We start from the raw sequence: 16412 nt of genomic DNA, 5'->3' as shown, positions 1-16412 counted from the left end.
CATGGCGCCGCACGACAACATGACCGGCCTGCGCAAGGCGGCCGTGCTGCTGCTCCGCCTCGGCAAGACCAACTCCACGAAGGTCTTGTCGCTGCTCCAGGAGAACGAGGTCGAGCAGCTCTCCAGCGAGATCGTCCGGCTCGACTCGGTCAGCCATGAGGCCACCCAGTCGGTCACGGACGAGTTCTACGAGATGGCCACCGCGCGCAAGTACGTCGCGCACGGCGGCATGGACTACGCGCGGGACCTGCTGGTCAGCACGCTGGGCTACGACCGCGCGGACGAGATCGTGCACCGGATCGGCGCGCTGCTGCTGGACGTGCCGTTCAGCTTCCTGCAGCGGGCCGACCCCCGGCAGGTGCTCTCGTTCCTGCAGGACGAGCACCCGCAGACCATCGCGCTGGTGCTGGCGCACGTGCCCTCCGGGCAGGCGTCGCAGGTGCTGGCGGGGCTGCTGCCCGAGAAGCAGGCCGAGGTCGCGCACCGGATCGCCACGATGGAGCAGACCTCCCCCGAGGTGATCCGCAAGGTCGAGTCGCTGCTCCAGCGCCGGTTCTCGTCGCTGCTCCAGCCGTCGGACCTGTCCACGGTGGGTGGCGTCGAGCCGCTGGTGAACATCATCAACCGCTCGGACCGGGCGACGGAGCGCTCCATCCTGGAGGGCCTGACCAAGCGGTCCCCCGAGCTGGCCGAGTTCATCCGCAGCCAGATGTTCATGTTCGAGGACATCGTCGGGATCGACGACCGGTCGATGCAGCTGGTGCTGCGGCAGATCGAGCCGAACGACCTGGCCACGGCGCTCAAGGGCGTCAGCAACGAGGTCAACCAGAAGATCGTGCGCAACCTGTCCGAGCGCGCGGCCGAGAACCTGTCCGACGAGATCGAGGTCCTCGGCTCGGTGCGCCTGCGCACCGTGGAAGAGGCCCAGGCCAAGATCATCCGGGTCATCCGCCAGTTGGAGGAGTCCGGCCAGATCGTGCTGCGACGGAGCAACGAGGATGACGAGTACGTCGACTGAGAGCCCGACCCAGGTGTCGGTGCTGCGGCAGGGGGACGCGGTGGCGTCCGGGGTGACGGCGTTCGAGCTGAACGTGGTCACGGCGGCCAAGAGCCCGGCGGAGGCGCTGACGGCGCTGCGGTCGGAGGCCAGGGCCGAGGGGTACGCCATCGGCTGGGCCCAGGGGATGCGGGAGGCCCGCGCGGCCACCGCGGAGGCCAGGGCGCACGCCGAGGAGCAGCTGCGGCGGCTCCTGGCGCACCAGGAGGCCGAGGTGCGGCGGGCGATCGGCGCGGTGAGCCTGGCGGCCGAGTCGCTGCGCTCGCGGGACGTGGTGCAGGCCACCGAGATGACCGGCGCGCTGGTGTCGGCGGCGGTGGACCTGGCCGAGGCGCTCGTCGGCCGCGAGATCGGCGGCGAGCAGGGCGGTCGGGACGCGCTGACCAGGGCGTTGGCGCTGGCGCCGTCACACGTTCCGGTGAGGGTTCGGCTGCACCCTCACGACCACGCCCTCCTGGCCGACGAGAACGGCACCGAGTTCACCGAGCACGGACGCACGGTGGTTCTGGTCGCCGATCCGGAGTTGACACCCGGAGCGGCGATCGCAGAAACCGACGAGACGACGGTGGACGCCCGTCTGGAGACGGCGCTCCGCCGGGTGCGCGAGGAGCTGGGACTGTGACCGGACTGCTGGACGAGCGTTTCGCACCTGCCCTGGCCGCGGCGAAGCCGCAGGTCATCGGCCGGGTGACCGGTGTGGTGGGGTTGTCGGTGACGGTGGCGGGCATCAGCGCCCGCATCGGCGACCTGGTGCGGATCGGGTCCGGCGGTCAGGAAGTGCTGGCCGAGGTGGTGGCGCTGGGCGCGGGCAAGATCACCTGCCTGCCGCTGGGCGCGCTGGGCGGCATCGGCCTCGGCGCCGAGGTCGTGAGCACGAACCGGCCGCTGCAGATCGCCGTGGGCGAGCAGCTGCGCGGCCGGGTGCTGGACGGGCTGGGGCGGCCGATGGACGGCGGGCCGCCGCTGGTCGGGCTGGAGTCGGTGACGGTGGACATGACCCCGCCGTCGGCGCTGCAGCGCCAGCTGATCGACAAGCCGCTGCAGCTGGGCGTGCGCGCGCTGGACACGATGGTGCCGTGCGGGCAGGGCCAGCGCATCGGGATCTTCGCGGGCTCGGGCGTGGGCAAGTCGAGCCTGCTGTCGATGATCACGCGCGGCACCGAGGCGGAGATCACCGTGGTCGCCCTGATCGGCGAGCGCGGTCGCGAGGTGCGCGAGTTCATCGAGAACGACCTGGGCCCCGAGGGCCTGGCCCGCTCGGTCGTGGTCGTGGCGACCTCCGACCAGCCGCCGATGGTGCGGCTGCGCGCGGGGTTCGTGGCCACCCGCATCGCCGAGTGGTACCGGGACCGGGGCGCGAACGCGCTGCTGATGATGGACAGCCTCACCCGCATCGCGATGGCGCAGCGCGAGGTGGGCCTGTCCGCGGGCGAGCCGCCCGCGACGCGGGGCTTCCCGCCGTCGGTGTTCGCGCTGATGCCGACCCTGCTGGAGCGGGCCGGACCGGCCGAGCGCGGCAGCATCACCGGCCTGTACACGGTGCTGGTGGAGGGCGACGACCACAACGAGCCGATCGCCGACACCGCCCGGTCCATCCTGGACGGCCACGTGGTGCTGGACCGCAGGCTCGCCACCTCGGGGCACTTCCCCAGCATCGACGTGCTGGAGTCGGTGTCGCGGGTGACCGGCGCGGTGACCACGCCCGAGCAGCGCGCCGACGCGGCGCAGCTGCGCAGGCTGCTGGCGGCCCGCCGGGACGTGCGGGAGCTGGTGGAGATCGGCGCCTACGTCGGCGGCACGAACCTGGACGCGGACCGCGCCATGGCGCTGGAGCCGCGCATCAACGGCCTGCTCACCCAGGACATCCACGCGCGCACCAGCGCGGAGTCGTCCTGGGAGGAGCTGCGGGAACTGCTGCACGGGGGTATGCGGGGATGAGCGTGGGATCGAGGTTGGCGGCCGTGCTGCGCGCCAGGCGCGCGCAGGAGGACATGGCGCGCGGCGACGTGGCCAAGGCGAACGCGGAGGTCGCGCGGGCGAGCGCGGGCGTGACGCGGCGCGAGGAGCAGCTGGACGGCTGGAGCGGCCCCGAGGGCGGTGACCCGACCGCGTACCTCGCGTCGGTCGCCGCGGGCCGGGCCATGGCGCAGGCGCTGGGCGCCGCCGAGCAGGTGCGGCGCGAGGCCGAGGACGCCGCGACGGGCAGGCAGGACGTGCTGCGCGAGGCGGCGACGCGGCGGCGGACGGTGGAGAAGTTGACGGAGCGCGCGGCCGACCAGGCCCGCAAGGACGAGCTGGCGGCGGCCCAGCGGGTCGTGGACGACCTGTGGGGCGGGCGCACCACCGGGGGTGGCCAGGAGTGAGCGCGGGCATCGCGGGCATCGGCGTGCGGATGCAGGAGATCAACCGGATGATCGTCGGGTTGGTCCCCAAGGCGGCCGAGCCCGCCGCCACCTCGGGGACGGAGTTCGCGTCGGCGCTGACCAGCGCCCTGTCCGGGACCACGGCGACCTCCGGGGCGTCGACGTCGGGCGGGGTGTCCGGCGGCCAGGTCGTGGAGAACGCGAAGCAGTACCTGGGCGTGCCGTACGTGTGGGGCGGCACCGACCCGGCGAAGGGCCTGGACTGCTCCGGGCTGGTGCAGCTGGTCTACAAGAACCTGGGCATCACCCTGCCCCGCGTGGCCGAGGACCAGGCGCAGCAGGGCGCCGCCGTGCCGAGCCTCGACCAGGCCAAGCCCGGTGACCTGGTGACGTTCGGCAACCCGGCCTACCACATCGGCATCTACACCGGCGACGGCAAGATGATCCACGCCCCCGAGCCGGGCGCGCAGGTGCGCGAGCAGAAGATCTGGGAGACCCCGACCTCGATCCGCCGGATCGTGCCGGAGGCGAGCGCCTCGGCGGTGTCGGCGAGCGGGTCGGCGGCCCGGCCCGCGGCGCTGTCCGGCGGGGCGGCGACCTACGAGAGCGCGTTCGCGGCGGCGACGGCCAAGTACGGCCTGCCGCAGGGCCTGCTGTCGGCGGTGGCGTCGGTGGAGTCCAACTACAACCCGACCGCCGTGAGCAGCGCGGGCGCGCAGGGCCTGATGCAGATCATGCCCGCGACCGCCGCCGGGCTCGGCGTGAACGCGCTCGACCCGATGCAGGCCATCGACGGCGCGGCCCGGCTGCTGTCGGGCAACCTCAAGTCCTTCAACGGCTCGCTGCCGCTGGCCATCGCCGCGTACAACGCGGGCTCGGGCGCGGTGCAGAAGTACGGCGGCATCCCGCCGTTCGCCGAGACCCAGAACTACGTCCCCAAGGTCCAGGCCGCGATGGCCAGGCTGAACGGCGGTGCCTAAGTGAACGTGACCGTGCAGGGCGCGGCGTCCACCTCCTCGTCGGCGTCCGCGGCGGACGCCCGGCCGAGGGGCAGGACGGGGAGCGGTTTCGACGGCGTGCTCGCGCAGGCCGTCAGCGCGTCGACCGGGCGCGCGGCGCGGGACGAGGGCGACGAGACCGCCAAAGCGGGCTCGGACCGGGCCTCGGACACCAGGGCGGAGGCCAGGGCGGGCGCCAGGCAGTCGGCGGGGGCCAAGGCCGCCGCCGGTGCGCGGGCGGCCGAGCGGGCCGAGGACGCGGACGCGGACGCGGCTAAGGCCGGGGCGCGCGCCGAGGCCGCGGCGCTGGCCGCGCTGCTCGGCGCGCTGGGCGTGCAGCCGCAGGCCCTCCAGACTTCATCCGCGAGCGATGGAAATGGCGAGAACACGGGGCGGGCCGCTCCGCTCCCCTATGCGCTCGCCTCCGGCGGCGCACCCGACGAGGCCGGTGTCAGGCTGGCTGCCGGGCTGTCCGCGACGCAGGTGCTCGGCCGGGTGACCGCGCAGGCCCAGATCGCCGCGCAGCTCGCGGCGCAGGCCGGGATCGGGTTGTCGGCGCAGGCCGACCTCGCCGCGCAGGCGCTGTCGGCGCAGGTGTCCGCGCAGGTCGCGGGCCAGGCCGAGCTGACCGCCCAGGTCGCCGGTCAGGCGGGCGCGGGCGCCACCCAGGTGGTGTCGGCGGTCGCGGCCCAGGCCGCTCAGGTTTCCGCGCGGGCGACGGCGCAGCTGTCGTCCGACGCGGGCGCGCAGGTCTCCGCCGAGCTGTCCGCGCAGGTCGCGGTCGGCCCGGCGGGGCAGGCCGGGTCCGGTGCGGAGTCCCCCGCCGCACCGTCCCCGGACGCGCCGACCGTCCCCGGCCAGCAGGCCGCGTCCACCCCGTCCTCCCCCTCGGCGGGGCTGGTCGAGGCGGTGGCGCTGCTCAAGGCGCAGGGCGAGGTCGACGCTGCGGTGGACGCCGAGTCCGCGGCGCGGCTCGCCGCGCGGGCGGGCGCCGCCACCGGCCGGGTCCCGGCCGGTCAGGACCCCGGCGCGGCGGCCCTCCCGCCCGCCGCGCCGGGGCAGGTCTCCGGCGTCCCCGCCCAGGCGGGCGCGCAGGTCGCCGCCCAGGTGGCCGCGCAGCTCGCGGCGGCGGACACCCCGACCGGCATCACCCCTCCGGGGGTCGCCCAGGTAGACGACAAGTCCGAGGCGCAGGTGAGCGGTGAGCCGAAGTTGTTCGGCGGACCGCGGGTCCACGGCAAGCCGGTGGCCGAGCACGTCGCCGAGGCCGCCGCCGAGGCCGACCTCGCGGTGACCGCCCAGGTCGACGCGGGCGTCCAGGCGGCGCCCGCCACCGCGGCGGCGGCGGCGGTCACCTCCCCGGTGGCCACCCAGGCCGCGGCGGCCTGGGCGGCCGTGCAGGGCGCCGCGCAGTCCACCCTCCAGGGTGTCGCCCGCACGGGCGACGCGGTGGAGGAGCGGGCGTCCGCCGAGGTGAAGCTGGACGGCGTCGCCGCCGCCGGTCACGCCTCGTTGGCCGCGCAGGCCCCGACCGCGCCCACCACCCAGGTGTCCGCACCGGCGCCCGCGCAGGCCCCGGCCGCGCCGCAGCCGGTCCCGCAGCTGCCGCCCAGCTCCCAGCTGGCGGCGGCGCTCGCCCCGCTGCGCGGGCGCAACGGCGTGCACGAGCTGACCGTGCACCTGCACCCGCTGGACCTGGGTCCGATCGCGGTGACCGCGCAGGTCAACGGCGACCAGATCCAGCTGACCCTCAGCGGCGCCACCGAGACCGGGCGGGACGCGCTGCGCGCGGCGCTGCCCGACCTGCGCCGGGAGATGGAGCGCGCCGGCTTCGGCACGACCTCCTTCACCGGCGGCCAGGACGGCGGCGGCCAGCAGCGCGGGTCGTGGCAGTCCCCGGCCGAGCGCGGCTTCGGCCTGCGCCCGGCGATGACCGCCTCGGCGTTCGGCAGCACCACCCAGACCACCGCGACCGGGGCGACCACGCGCGCCACCGGGTCGCTGGACCTGCGCGCCTGATCCGCGCGCCCGCCCCCACGGAGAGACCATGACCAGCCCCATCGGCGGCGCCGGGTCGACGCAGGCCACCACCCCCAACCAGAGCAGCGGCCAGTCGGCGCTGGGCTCGCTGGGCGGGGACGCGTTCCTCAAGCTCCTCGTCGCCCAGCTGAAGTACCAGGACCCGAGCAACCCCACGGACTCCACCGCGTTCATGGCGCAGACCGCGCAGCTGACCTCGGTGGACAAGCTCAACTCGATCGCGCAGCAGCAGACGCAGCTGGTCGCCTCGCAGCTGAGCGCACAGGCGGCGGGGCTGGTGGGCCGAGAGGTCACCTACACCACCGCGAGCGGTGAGCGGGCGAGCGGCATCGTCTCCTCGACGACCTTCGGCTCCGCGCCCACGCTGCGCGTCGGCGCCGTCGACGTGCCGCTCTCCTCCATCACCGGAACGAGCGCGCAGGCCTAGCGCCTGCCTGCCGATCAGACCAGTAGCACCCTCACTCCACTCCACAGGGAGAACAAGCACATGCTCCGTTCGCTGTTCAGCGGCATCAGCGGTCTCCGCGCCCACCAGCAGATGATGGACGTGACCGGCAACAACATCTCGAACGTCAACACGACCGGCTTCAAGTCGTCGCAGACGGTGTTCGAGGACACGCTCAGCCAGACCCTGCGCGCCGCCCAGGCCGCGGGCGCCAACACCGCCGCGACGAACCCGGCCCAGGTGGGTCTGGGCGTGCGGACCGCGGGCATCAACACGAACTTCAACCAGGGCACCACGCAGAGCACCGGCCGCAACACGGACATGCTCATCCAGGGCGACGGGTTCTTCGTCGTCAACTCCTCCGGCCAGCAGCTCTACACGCGCGCGGGCGCCCTGTCGTTCGACGCGGCGGGCCAGCTCACCACCCCGGCGGGCGGCATCCTGCAGGGCTGGATGGCCAACGGCGCGGGCGTGGTCGACAAGAACCAGCCGGTGGCGGGCCTGACCGTGGACAAGGGCACCTACACCAGCTTCAGCGTCTCCGGCGACGGCACGATCGTGGGCGTGCTGGCCAACGGCACGCCGCGCACGGTCGGCCAGATCGCCATGGCGAACTTCGCCAACCCCGGCGGCCTGGACAAGGCGGGCGGCTCGTTCTACCGGGCCACCGTCAACTCCGGCCCGGTCCAGATCGGCGGCGCGGGCGACAACGGCACCGGCGCGGTCGTGTCCGGCGCGCTGGAGATGTCCAACGTGGACCTCTCGCAGGAGTTCACCAACCTGATCATCGCCCAGCGCGGTTTCCAGGCGAACTCGAAGGTGATCACCTCGTCGGACGAGATCCTGCAGGACCTGATGAACCTCAAGCGCTAACGGGTGAAGGGCGGCCGGGCCTTCTCCACCCCGGCCGCCCTTCGTTCCCCCTCAGGAGTGAAGGCGCACTGCCGTTTGTAACGCCACGGACCCACGGACGGGCCCGATGCCCGATATCCAAGGACGGAAGCCGTGATCGTGCTCAACAGACTCAACGGTCAGCCCTTCGCGCTGAACCCGGACCTGATCGAACGCGCGGAGTCCAACCCGGACACCGTGGTCACGCTCCTCAGCGGCGCCAAGTACGTGGTGGCGCAGACCATCGAGGAGATCTCGGACCTGGTGCGCAGGCACCGCGCCGGGGTGCTGAGCCTGGCGCAGGACCCCGCTCCCGCCGAGCACCCCCCGGCTCCCCGACGCAGGATGCGCGTCGCCCCCGACCCGGTCGAGCCGACCGAGCCGTCGGTGCTGCGACTGCCCACGGACAGGGAGCTGTAGATGGATCCCGCAAGCATCGCAGGCACCGTCCTCGTCTTCGTCGCGATCTTCGTCTCGACGTTCCTCGAAGGCGGCAACCCGCTCTCGATGTTCCTGCTCCCGCCCATCCTGCTGGTCGTGTTCGGCACGATCGGCGCGGTGATGGCCAGTGGTGTCATGCGCGACAGCATGAGCCTGCCCGCGCTGATCAAGCGCGCGTTCCTGGCGCCGAAGATGGACGGCTCCGTGGTGGTCGAGTCGATCGTCTCGCTGGCCGACCGGGCCCGCCGCGAGGGCCTGCTGGCCCTGGAGGAGGAGGCCAAGAAGGTGGAGGACCCGTTCCTGCGCCGCGGCCTCGTCCTGGCGATCGACGGCATGGACTCCAAGGAGATCCGGGAGATCCTCGAAGGCGAGATCGAGACCAAGCAGCGCTACGACAAGGTCGGCGTGAAGATGTTCACCGACATGGGCGCCCTCGCGCCCACGATCGGCATCATCGGCACCGTGCTCGGCCTGATCCACGTGCTGGAGAACCTGAGCGACCCGGCCAAGCTCGGCCACCTGATCGCGGGCGCCTTCGTGGCGACCCTGTGGGGCGTCATGACCGCCAACGCGATCTGGCTGCCCATCGGCAACCGCCTCAAGCGCATCAGCGACCTGGAGTGCGAGCAGATGGAGGTGGTCGTGGAGGGCGTGCTGGCCATCCAGGCGGGCTCCAACCCGCGGCTGGTCGGGCAGAAGCTGCGCGCCATGGTCGCCACCGGTCCGCCCGAGGCAGAGAAGAAGGCCGCCTGATGTCCGGCGGCGGCGGGCGCAAGAACAAGCACGAGGAGCAGCACGTCCACGACGAGCGGTGGATGGTCACCTACGCGGACATGATCACGCTGCTCATGGTGCTCTTCATCGTCATGTTCGCCATGTCCTCGGTGGACTCGCAGAAGTTCCAGGAGCTGAAGAAGAGCCTGGCGGGCGCGTTCAGCGGCTCGGACCACATCACGGTGTTCGGCGCGGGCGGCGCGGGCAGCGCCAACGGCGGCATCAACCCCGACCCGGTGGACCTCAAGAGCGAGGCGAGCGGGTCGGGCAGCACGCAGGACCTGAGCTCGAAGGCCGCGCAGGAAGCGGTCCAGCAGGCCGACCGCCAGAAGGCCGCCAAGAACCTCAAGGCCGCCGAGGCCGAGGTCCAGCACCTCAAGGAGCTGGGCGAGCAGATGGCGAAGCAGCTGCAGGACCAGGGCCTGGGCGGGACCGCCCAGTTCCGGGTGGACGACCGGGGCCTGGTGGTCACGGTGGTCACCACGTCGGTGGTCTTCGCGGGCGACCGCGCCGAGCTGCTGCCCGACGGGCAGCGGATCGTCGACGCGCTGGCGCCGGTGCTGAAGTCCGTCGGCAACCGGGTCGAGGTGGACGGGCACACCAACCAGCTGCCCGTGGCCACGGTGAACTACCCGAGCAGCTGGGAGCTGTCCACGGCGCGCGCGTCCAGCGTGGTGCGCTACCTGATCGAGCGGGACGGCCTGGCCTCGGACCGGCTGACCGCGGTCGGCTACGCCGACACCAGGCCGCTGTACGACCCGGCGGACCCGCGGTCGGTGACCGGCAACCGCCGGGTGGAGGTCGTGGTGCTGTCCGACCAGCCCACCGAGGTCCGCACGCTGCTGCCCGCCGCAGCGGCCGGGTGACGAGAGAGCCAGAGGAGGACGAGAGATGGCCAAGGACGACAAGAAGGCTGAGAAGGACAAGCCCGAGGAGGGCGAGGGCAAGGGCGGTGGCAAGAAGAAGCTGCTGATCATCGTCGCCGTCGCGGTGCTCGCCCTCGGCGGCGCCGGGAGCTGGTTCTTCCTGTTCCGCGACAGCACCCCGGCCCCGCCGGAGCCGGGCACGGTGGTCGCGCTGGACTCGATCACGATGAACCTGGCGGACGGGCACTACCTGAAGCTGAAGCTCTCGCTCCAGCAGACCAAGGACGCCGCCGAGGACGTGGACGGCAGCAAGGCCCTTGACCTGGTGGTGAGCGAGTTCAGCAACCGGTCGATCGCGGAGCTGTCCAGCAACGAGGCCCGCGAGAGCCTGAAGGCCGCGCTGCAGGAGAAGGTCGTGTCCGCGTACGAGGACCTGGTGATGGGCATCTACTTCACGGAGTTCGTGACCCAGTGACCCCGATCCGGTGACCGGGGCCGGTGGCCCGGCCCGGTCCCGCGATCTGCGGAGGCAGCCGCGAACCGCCGCTGACCTGGCCGGACGGCCCGCCGGAAGATCGCCTGAGCACCGCCGACGACGAGCGTCGACGCCCCCGCCCCGCAGCGGGCGGGGGCAGTCCCCCGTTGGAGTGCTCAGCTCCCCCCGGCCACGGCCGTACTAGGCGGCGTGACCCAGTCGCCGCTCCTGACCAGCTCCTCCGGTGGTGCCTCGCGCTCCCCCGGGCTCGTGGCGAACCCCGGGGACCCCGAGGTTTTCGACTTCACGCGGCCCGTCAAGCTGCCGCGCGAGCTCCTGCGCGTGCTCCAGCTCTGCTACGAGACGTTCTCCCACCGCATGGCCACCCTGCTGACCTCCACCCTGCGGGTGGTGTGCCACGCCGAGCTGATCTCCATCGAGCAGCTCTCCTACGCCGAGCACATGGCCGAGCTCGCCAACCCCACGCTGCTCGCCCCCGTCGTGCTGGAGCCGCTGCCCGGCACGGCGCTGCTGGAGATGACGCTGTCCACGGCGATGACCTCCATGGACCACCTGCTCGGCGGCAAGGGGGGCCCCCAGCCCGCCCGCCCGCTGAGCGACATCGAGACGCCGCTGCTGCGCGACCTGCTGGACCAGGCGCTGGAGCAGCTGCGCGTGGGCATGGAGAGCGTGGCCGACGTGCGCCCCGAGCTGGAGGGGCTGGAGTACAACCCGCAGCTCGTGCAGACCAGCACCCCCACCGACGCCGTGGTCGTCGGCTACTTCGAGCTCAACGTCGGCGAGGAGCAGGGCCAGGTCAGCCTGTGCATCCCGCTCCAGACCATCCTCCCCTCGCTGCGCAGCTACCGCGACAAGGTCGCCGTGAGCGCGAGCGAGCGGGCCACCAGGGAAGCGGCGCGCAACGCCATCACGGCGGGCCTGCAGAACGTGCCGGTGGCCGTGTCCGTCAAGTTCCAGTCGGTGCGGCTGGAGCCCTCCGACCTGGTCGACCTGCAGCCGGGTGACGTGATCCCGCTGACCCACCGCCTGGACGAGCCGCTGGACATCGTCGCCGCCGGGCGCACCTTCGCGAACGCCGTCGCCACCAAGCGCGGCACCCGCCTGGCCTGCCTCGTGGTGGCAGGCGCCGACTCCGAGGAGAACAAGCGATGACGAGCGTGCAGACCGAATCGGTGCTGGCGACCGCGCGGGCCGTCGCGGAGGCGGCGCTCACCGTGCTGCCCACCGCGACCGCGCTGTCGGTCGGCGTGCCGACCACCGACCCGATGGCCGTGGCGCTGGACGGCGTGGCCGTCACCGCCCGCCTGGAGGGGCCCGCCGAGGGCCTGCTGGCGGTGGTGGTGAACGGCGAGCTGGTCGAGGCCATGCGCACCAGCCCGCTGGGCGAGCTGGACCTGAGCCAGGCCGTGGCCCCCGCGCTGGTCGCGGCGGCGGGCGTGCTGGGCGCGGTGCCCGGTCCCGCGCAGGAGGTGGCGGCGGACGCCGTCGGCGAGGTGCTGCTGGAGGTCGGCGACGCGGTGTTCGTGCCGCTGCTGGCCGACGGCGAGCTGCACGCGGTGGTCGCGCTGGCCGTGCCCGCCGAGGTCGTGGCCGAGGTCGTCGAGGAGGTCCCCGCGGCGGTCGCGATCGCGGCGCCCCGCGAGGGCGGGCTGGAGCTGCTGCACGGCGTGGAGATGGAGGTGACCGCCGAGCTGGGCCGGACCCGGCTGACCGTGCGGGAGCTGCTGTCGCTGAGCAACGGCGCGGTCATCGAGCTGGACCGCGCGGCGGGCAGCCCGGCGGACCTGCTGGTCAACGGCAGGCTCATCGCGCGCGGCGAGGTCGTGGTGATCGACGAGAACTTCGGCATCCGCGTCACCGAGATCATCAAGCCCGGCGACACCGGCCAGGAGGTCAGGTAGTGGAGACCGCTCTGCGCGTCGTCATCGCCCTGGTCGTGGTCTTCGGCCTCATGTGGGGCCTCGGCAAGCTCGTGAAGAACAAGCCGGTGGGCGGCAAGCTCGGCGGGCGCGGGCTCCAGGTGCTCGACCGGGCCCAGCTGAGCCGGAACTCGATGGTCGCGGTCGTGCGGGTGCACGACAAGGCGCTGGTGATCGGCGTCGCGGACGGCGGGGTGAACCTGCTGATGTCGACCGACGCGCAGGAGTACGCCGAGGCGGGCGAGCGGGTCGAGCGGGTCGCGCTGGACGTCGAGCGGCTGCGGGAGACCGCGGCGGACGCCGACGCGAAGCGCGGGCTGGGCTCGATGCCGGTCGGCGAGGCGTTCGGGCGGCTGCTGGGCAGGCGCCGGGGCGGGGCGGGGGTGGGCACGCAGTCGCTGGTCGGGGCGACTGGCGCGCAGGTCCCCGCGCTGACCTCGGGGTCCACCGGATCGGGTGCGGTGCTCGCTGGTTCGGGTGAGGTTTCCGCTGAAGCGGCTGCGGACGGCGCGGTCGTGGAGGGTGTGGTCGCGGACGGCGCGGCCACCGAGGTGCTCGCGGCGGAGGTCCTCGTGACCGAGGGCGCCGAGAAGTCCGCCGCGGAGTCCGCCGCGGACAAGGGCGCCACGTTCGCCGAGGCGTTCGAGCAGGCCGGTGGCCCCAGCGCCGAGGAGCTGGCCGCCGAGAAGTCCACCGCTGAGAAGTCCACCGCCGGGAAGCAGGCGGGCACGTCCGTGCCGAAGGCCCGGTCCGCGCAGAAGCGGCCCGCGAAGCCCGCCAAGTCCGGCGCCGCGCGGGAGCGGACCGCGTCCACCGGGTCCACTCCCGCCGGGTCCACTCCCGCCGGGTCCGATTCCGCTCTCGCCGGGTCGGCGCTGTCGCCGCAGACCTGGAAGCAGGCCTTCGAGGCGCTGCGCGAGCGATCGGTCCGCCCGTGAGGCGGCTGGCGGCGCTGCTCGCCGCGGGGTTCGCGGCCCTCGTGCTGCTGCTCATCGCCTCCCCCACCGCGCTCGCCGCGACGGCCGAGCCCGTCGCGCGCCCCGCCGCGGTCGCGTCCTCCCCGGTCGCCGGGCTGCTCGCGGCCCAGCCGACCGAGCCCACCGCGCCGGTCGAGCCCACCGCCCCCACCGAGGGCGAGGCCACCACCGGTGACAACGGCAACAGCGTCAACATCACCGTGGGCGGCGGCAAGCCGAGCGACTCGCTGACCGTGCTCGTCGCGCTGACCGTGCTGTCGGTCGCGCCCGCGCTGCTGCTGCTGTGCACGAGCTTCACCAAGGTGTTCGTGGTGCTCAGCATCACCCGCAACGCGCTGGGCCTGACCACGGTCCCGCCGAACCAGGTGCTCGCCGGCCTGGCGCTGTTCCTGAGCCTGTTCATCATGGGCCCGGTCGCGTCCGAGGTGAACGACCAGGGCATCCAGCCCTACCTGAAGGGCGAGAAGAGCACCGAGCAGGCGTTCGAGGACGGCTCGAAGCCGCTGCGCGAGTTCATGGTGAAGCAGACGCGTCCCGAGGAGATCGCGCTGTTCACCAAGGTCTCGGGCCAGGAGAAGCCCGCCAACGCGGAGTCGGTGCCGCTGACCACGCTGATCCCGGCGTTCGTGCTCTCGGAGCTGCGCGCCGCGATGATCATCGGGTTCGTGCTCTACATCCCGTTCCTGGTCATCGACATGGTCGTCTCGGCCGCCCTGATGTCACTCGGAATGATGATGCTGCCACCCGTCACGGTGGCGCTCCCGTTCAAGTTGTTGCTGTTCGTGCTGGCCAACGGCTGGGGCCTGGTCATCACCGCGCTCGTCGCCACGTACAACTAGGGGACCCCCTGATGAATGACACCACCGTCGTCGAACTCGGCTCCAACGCCATGATGATCACGGCGAAGCTCGCCGCGCCGGTCCTGCTGACCGCGCTGCTGATCGGGTTCACCATCTCGCTGTTCCAGTCGGTCACCCAGATCCAGGAGGTGACCCTGTCGTTCGTGCCGAAGGCGGCCGGGGTGTGCGTGGCGCTGCTGCTGAGCGGCAGCTGGATGGTCCACGAGATCATCACGTTCACCACCGACCTGTTCGGCCGCATCCCGTCGCTGGTCTCGGGCTAGGCGGCGGCGTGAACCTCGACATCGGCGTCAACGTCCTGGTCGCGCTGCTGCTGGCCGCGACCCGCTCCGCCGCCTGGCTGATGGTGTGCCCGCCGTTCAACGGCAAGGCCATCCCGATGACGGTCAAGGGGATGCTCGCCGTGGGGCTGGCGCTCCCGGTGGTGCCCAGGCTGTCCGCGGGCAGCGTGCCCTCGCTGGACACCTGGTCGCTGGTGATCGCGGCCGGTGAGCAGGTCGTGGTGGGCGCGGGGCTCGGCTTCCTCACCGCGGTGATCTTCGCCGGGGTGCAGGCGGCGGGCGACCTGCTGGACGTGTTCGGCGGCTTCTCGCTCGCGTTCGCGTTCGACCCGATGTCGTTCTCCGGCAACAACGCGGTGCTGGGCCGCTTCTACGGCCTGCTGGCCACGACGCTGCTGTTCGTCACCGGCTCGCACCAGGTGATCATCCGGGGGTTCACCCTGTCGTACGACGCGATCCCCCTGGACGGCGGGCTGTCGCTGGGCAGGCTGGGGACGCTGCTGACCACCGGGCTCGGGCAGCTGCTGCTGTCGGCGGCGCAGATCGCCGGGCCGCTGATCGTGGTGCTGTTCTGCGCGGACGTGGGCCTGGGCCTGCTCAACCGCATCGCGCCCGCGCTGAACCCGTTCCAGATCGGGTTCCCGGCCAAGATCGGCCTGACGCTGGTGCTGGTCGGGCTGACGATGCCCATGCTGCCGATGAGCGTGGAGAACATCGCGAAGCACGCGGCGTCCGCCGTGATGGAGGCGATCGGGAGGTGAGCGGGGCGTGAGCGGGAAGAACAAGGACGCGACCGAGGAACCCACAGCCAAGAAGGTCAGGGACGCCAAGCGCGAGGGCCGGATGGCCCGCACCCCCGACCTGGGGACGTGGCTGGGCATCCTGGGGGCGACCTGGACGCTGCCGATGACGCTGACCAGCCTGCTGGACATCGGGCAGGGGCTGCTGAAGAAGGCCGCGGGGTTCATGGCGGCGCCGGAGCCCGCGCTGGCGGTGGCGATCGTGAAGGACGGCGTCCTGGACGGCGCGCTGGCGGTGCTGCCGCTGTCGCTGACGATCATCGTGGCGACCCTGGTGGCGGCCGGGCTGCAGGGCACGCTGCGGATGTCGACCAAGCAGTTCAAGCCGAAGTTCACCCAGCTCAACCCGCTCAAGGGCATCAAGAACATGTTCGGCCCGCACTCGCTGTGGGAGGCGCTGAAGACGCTCATCAAGACCTCGCTGCTGGCGGGGCTGCTGTACGTGTCGGTCAGCGGCCTGGTGCCGTCGGTGGTGGCGTCGGGGACGCTGTCGCTGGCGGCGCTGACGGACGTCGCCACGGGCACGGCCATGTCGCTGCTGCGGCTGGCGGCGATCGGCGGGCTGGTGATGGCGGTCGTGGACTACGCCGTGGCGAAGCGGCGCATCCACAAGGAGCTCAAGATGACCAAGCAGGAGGTCAAGGACGAGCACAAGCAGTCCGAGGGCGACCCGCAGCTCAAGGGGGCCATCCGGTCGAAGCAGATGCAGATGAGCCGGAACCGGATGATGGCCGAGGTGCCGAACGCGGACGTGGTGCTGGTGAACCCGACGCACATCGCGGTGGCGCTGCGCTACGACCCGGCGCGGGGCGCGCCGCGGGTGGTGGCGAAGGGCGCGGGCGCGATCGCGACGAAGATCAGGGAGCTGGCGACCGAGCACCGCGTGCCGATCGTGCAGGACGTGCCGCTGGCGCGGGCGCTGCACAAGGCGTGCGAGGTGGGCCACGAGATCCCGTTCGAGATGTTCGGCCCGGTGGCGCAGGTCCTGGCGTTCCTGCACCGGCTCAAGCGCAAGGGCAGCGCGGCGGGCACGCACCGGATGCAGGCGCACGCGGCTTGAGCGGGGCGGGGCGCGGGCGCCGGGCGACCACGCCCGGCGCCCGCGCCACGACACCCCACCCGGAAGCCGGGCCGCACGACGAGCCCCACCGGGAACAACTCCACCTCGCCCCGGCCCGCCGCTCGCCGAGCGCGCCACCCACCG

Annotated in this window: 19 protein-coding genes; all 19 read left to right on the top strand. The window is 72.8% G+C overall.

Annotated elements, in window-relative coordinates:
* Window position 1: 1 nt before the first annotated feature.
* Entirely contained in the window at window positions 2-1018 is a 1017-nt protein-coding gene (gene fliG, locus AMIR_RS11755) for a flagellar motor switch protein FliG (RefSeq protein WP_015801175.1), read from the top strand.
* On the top strand, window positions 999-1679 hold the full coding sequence (locus AMIR_RS11750) for a FliH/SctL family protein (protein WP_015801174.1): 681 nt from the start codon (window positions 999-1001) through the stop codon (window positions 1677-1679). The genes fliG and AMIR_RS11750 overlap by 20 nt, the downstream gene beginning before the upstream one ends.
* The gene (locus AMIR_RS11745; protein ID WP_015801173.1) at window positions 1676-2995 is read left to right on the top strand and encodes a FliI/YscN family ATPase; all 1320 of its coding nucleotides are present in this window, start codon (window positions 1676-1678) and stop codon (window positions 2993-2995) included. The genes AMIR_RS11750 and AMIR_RS11745 overlap by 4 nt, the downstream gene beginning before the upstream one ends.
* A complete protein-coding gene (locus AMIR_RS11740) occupies window positions 2992-3420 on the top strand; it encodes a flagellar export protein FliJ (protein WP_015801172.1) in 429 nt (142 codons plus the stop codon). Before AMIR_RS11745 ends, AMIR_RS11740 begins: the two co-directional genes overlap by 4 nt.
* Complete coding sequence (locus AMIR_RS11735; RefSeq protein ID WP_015801171.1) at window positions 3417-4400, top strand: transglycosylase SLT domain-containing protein; 984 nt, start codon at window positions 3417-3419, stop codon at window positions 4398-4400. The genes AMIR_RS11740 and AMIR_RS11735 overlap by 4 nt, the downstream gene beginning before the upstream one ends.
* A complete protein-coding gene (locus AMIR_RS11730) occupies window positions 4401-6437 on the top strand; it encodes a flagellar hook-length control protein FliK (RefSeq protein WP_015801170.1) in 2037 nt (678 codons plus the stop codon).
* A 28-nt stretch (window positions 6438-6465) separates the two neighbouring features.
* Entirely contained in the window at window positions 6466-6885 is a 420-nt protein-coding gene (locus AMIR_RS11725) for a flagellar hook capping FlgD N-terminal domain-containing protein (protein WP_015801169.1), read from the top strand.
* A gap of 60 nt (window positions 6886-6945) precedes the next feature.
* Window positions 6946-7776, top strand: a complete 831-nt coding sequence (locus tag AMIR_RS11720; protein ID WP_015801168.1) for a flagellar hook-basal body complex protein — start codon at window positions 6946-6948, stop codon at window positions 7774-7776.
* Between the two features lie 132 nt (window positions 7777-7908).
* Window positions 7909-8214 (top strand): flagellar FlbD family protein, encoded by a 306-nt coding sequence (locus tag AMIR_RS11715; RefSeq protein WP_015801167.1) that lies wholly within the window; start codon window positions 7909-7911, stop codon window positions 8212-8214.
* Window positions 8215-8988 (top strand): flagellar motor protein, encoded by a 774-nt coding sequence (locus tag AMIR_RS11710; RefSeq protein ID WP_015801166.1) that lies wholly within the window; start codon window positions 8215-8217, stop codon window positions 8986-8988. It begins immediately after the preceding gene.
* Window positions 8988-9875 (top strand): OmpA/MotB family protein, encoded by an 888-nt coding sequence (locus AMIR_RS11705; RefSeq protein ID WP_015801165.1) that lies wholly within the window; start codon window positions 8988-8990, stop codon window positions 9873-9875. Before AMIR_RS11710 ends, AMIR_RS11705 begins: the two co-directional genes overlap by 1 nt.
* Window positions 9876-9900: 25 nt before the next feature.
* Entirely contained in the window at window positions 9901-10350 is a 450-nt protein-coding gene (locus tag AMIR_RS11700; RefSeq protein ID WP_015801164.1) for a flagellar basal body-associated FliL family protein, read from the top strand.
* Between the two features lie 270 nt (window positions 10351-10620).
* A complete protein-coding gene (locus AMIR_RS11695; protein ID WP_205590435.1) occupies window positions 10621-11523 on the top strand; it encodes a flagellar motor switch protein FliM in 903 nt (300 codons plus the stop codon).
* Window positions 11520-12272 (top strand): flagellar motor switch protein FliN, encoded by a 753-nt coding sequence (gene fliN / locus AMIR_RS11690; RefSeq protein WP_015801162.1) that lies wholly within the window; start codon window positions 11520-11522, stop codon window positions 12270-12272. The genes AMIR_RS11695 and fliN overlap by 4 nt, the downstream gene beginning before the upstream one ends.
* Window positions 12272-13228, top strand: a complete 957-nt coding sequence (locus tag AMIR_RS35540) for a flagellar biosynthetic protein FliO (RefSeq protein ID WP_015801161.1) — start codon at window positions 12272-12274, stop codon at window positions 13226-13228. The genes fliN and AMIR_RS35540 overlap by 1 nt, the downstream gene beginning before the upstream one ends.
* The gene (gene fliP / locus AMIR_RS11680) at window positions 13225-14106 is read left to right on the top strand and encodes a flagellar type III secretion system pore protein FliP (RefSeq protein ID WP_015801160.1); all 882 of its coding nucleotides are present in this window, start codon (window positions 13225-13227) and stop codon (window positions 14104-14106) included. Before AMIR_RS35540 ends, fliP begins: the two co-directional genes overlap by 4 nt.
* An 11-nt stretch (window positions 14107-14117) precedes the next feature.
* Window positions 14118-14390 (top strand): flagellar biosynthesis protein FliQ, encoded by a 273-nt coding sequence (gene fliQ / locus AMIR_RS11675; RefSeq protein ID WP_015801159.1) that lies wholly within the window; start codon window positions 14118-14120, stop codon window positions 14388-14390.
* A gap of 8 nt (window positions 14391-14398) precedes the next feature.
* Window positions 14399-15169: a flagellar biosynthetic protein FliR gene (locus AMIR_RS11670; RefSeq protein ID WP_015801158.1), complete on the top strand. Its 771-nt coding sequence runs from the start codon at window positions 14399-14401 to the stop codon at window positions 15167-15169.
* Window positions 15170-15176: 7 nt separating this feature from the next.
* Window positions 15177-16268 carry an EscU/YscU/HrcU family type III secretion system export apparatus switch protein gene (locus AMIR_RS11665; protein WP_015801157.1) on the top strand — a complete coding sequence of 364 codons (1092 nt, stop codon included), beginning with the start codon at window positions 15177-15179 and terminating at the stop codon, window positions 16266-16268.
* Window positions 16269-16412: the final 144 nt, after the last annotated feature.

The sequence above is a fragment of the Actinosynnema mirum DSM 43827 genome (assembly GCF_000023245.1).
GTDB classification, from domain to species: domain Bacteria; phylum Actinomycetota; class Actinomycetes; order Mycobacteriales; family Pseudonocardiaceae; genus Actinosynnema; species Actinosynnema mirum.
The sequence above is the reverse complement of the archived record's forward strand: the minus strand, read 5'-3'. Positions and strand labels throughout refer to the sequence as shown.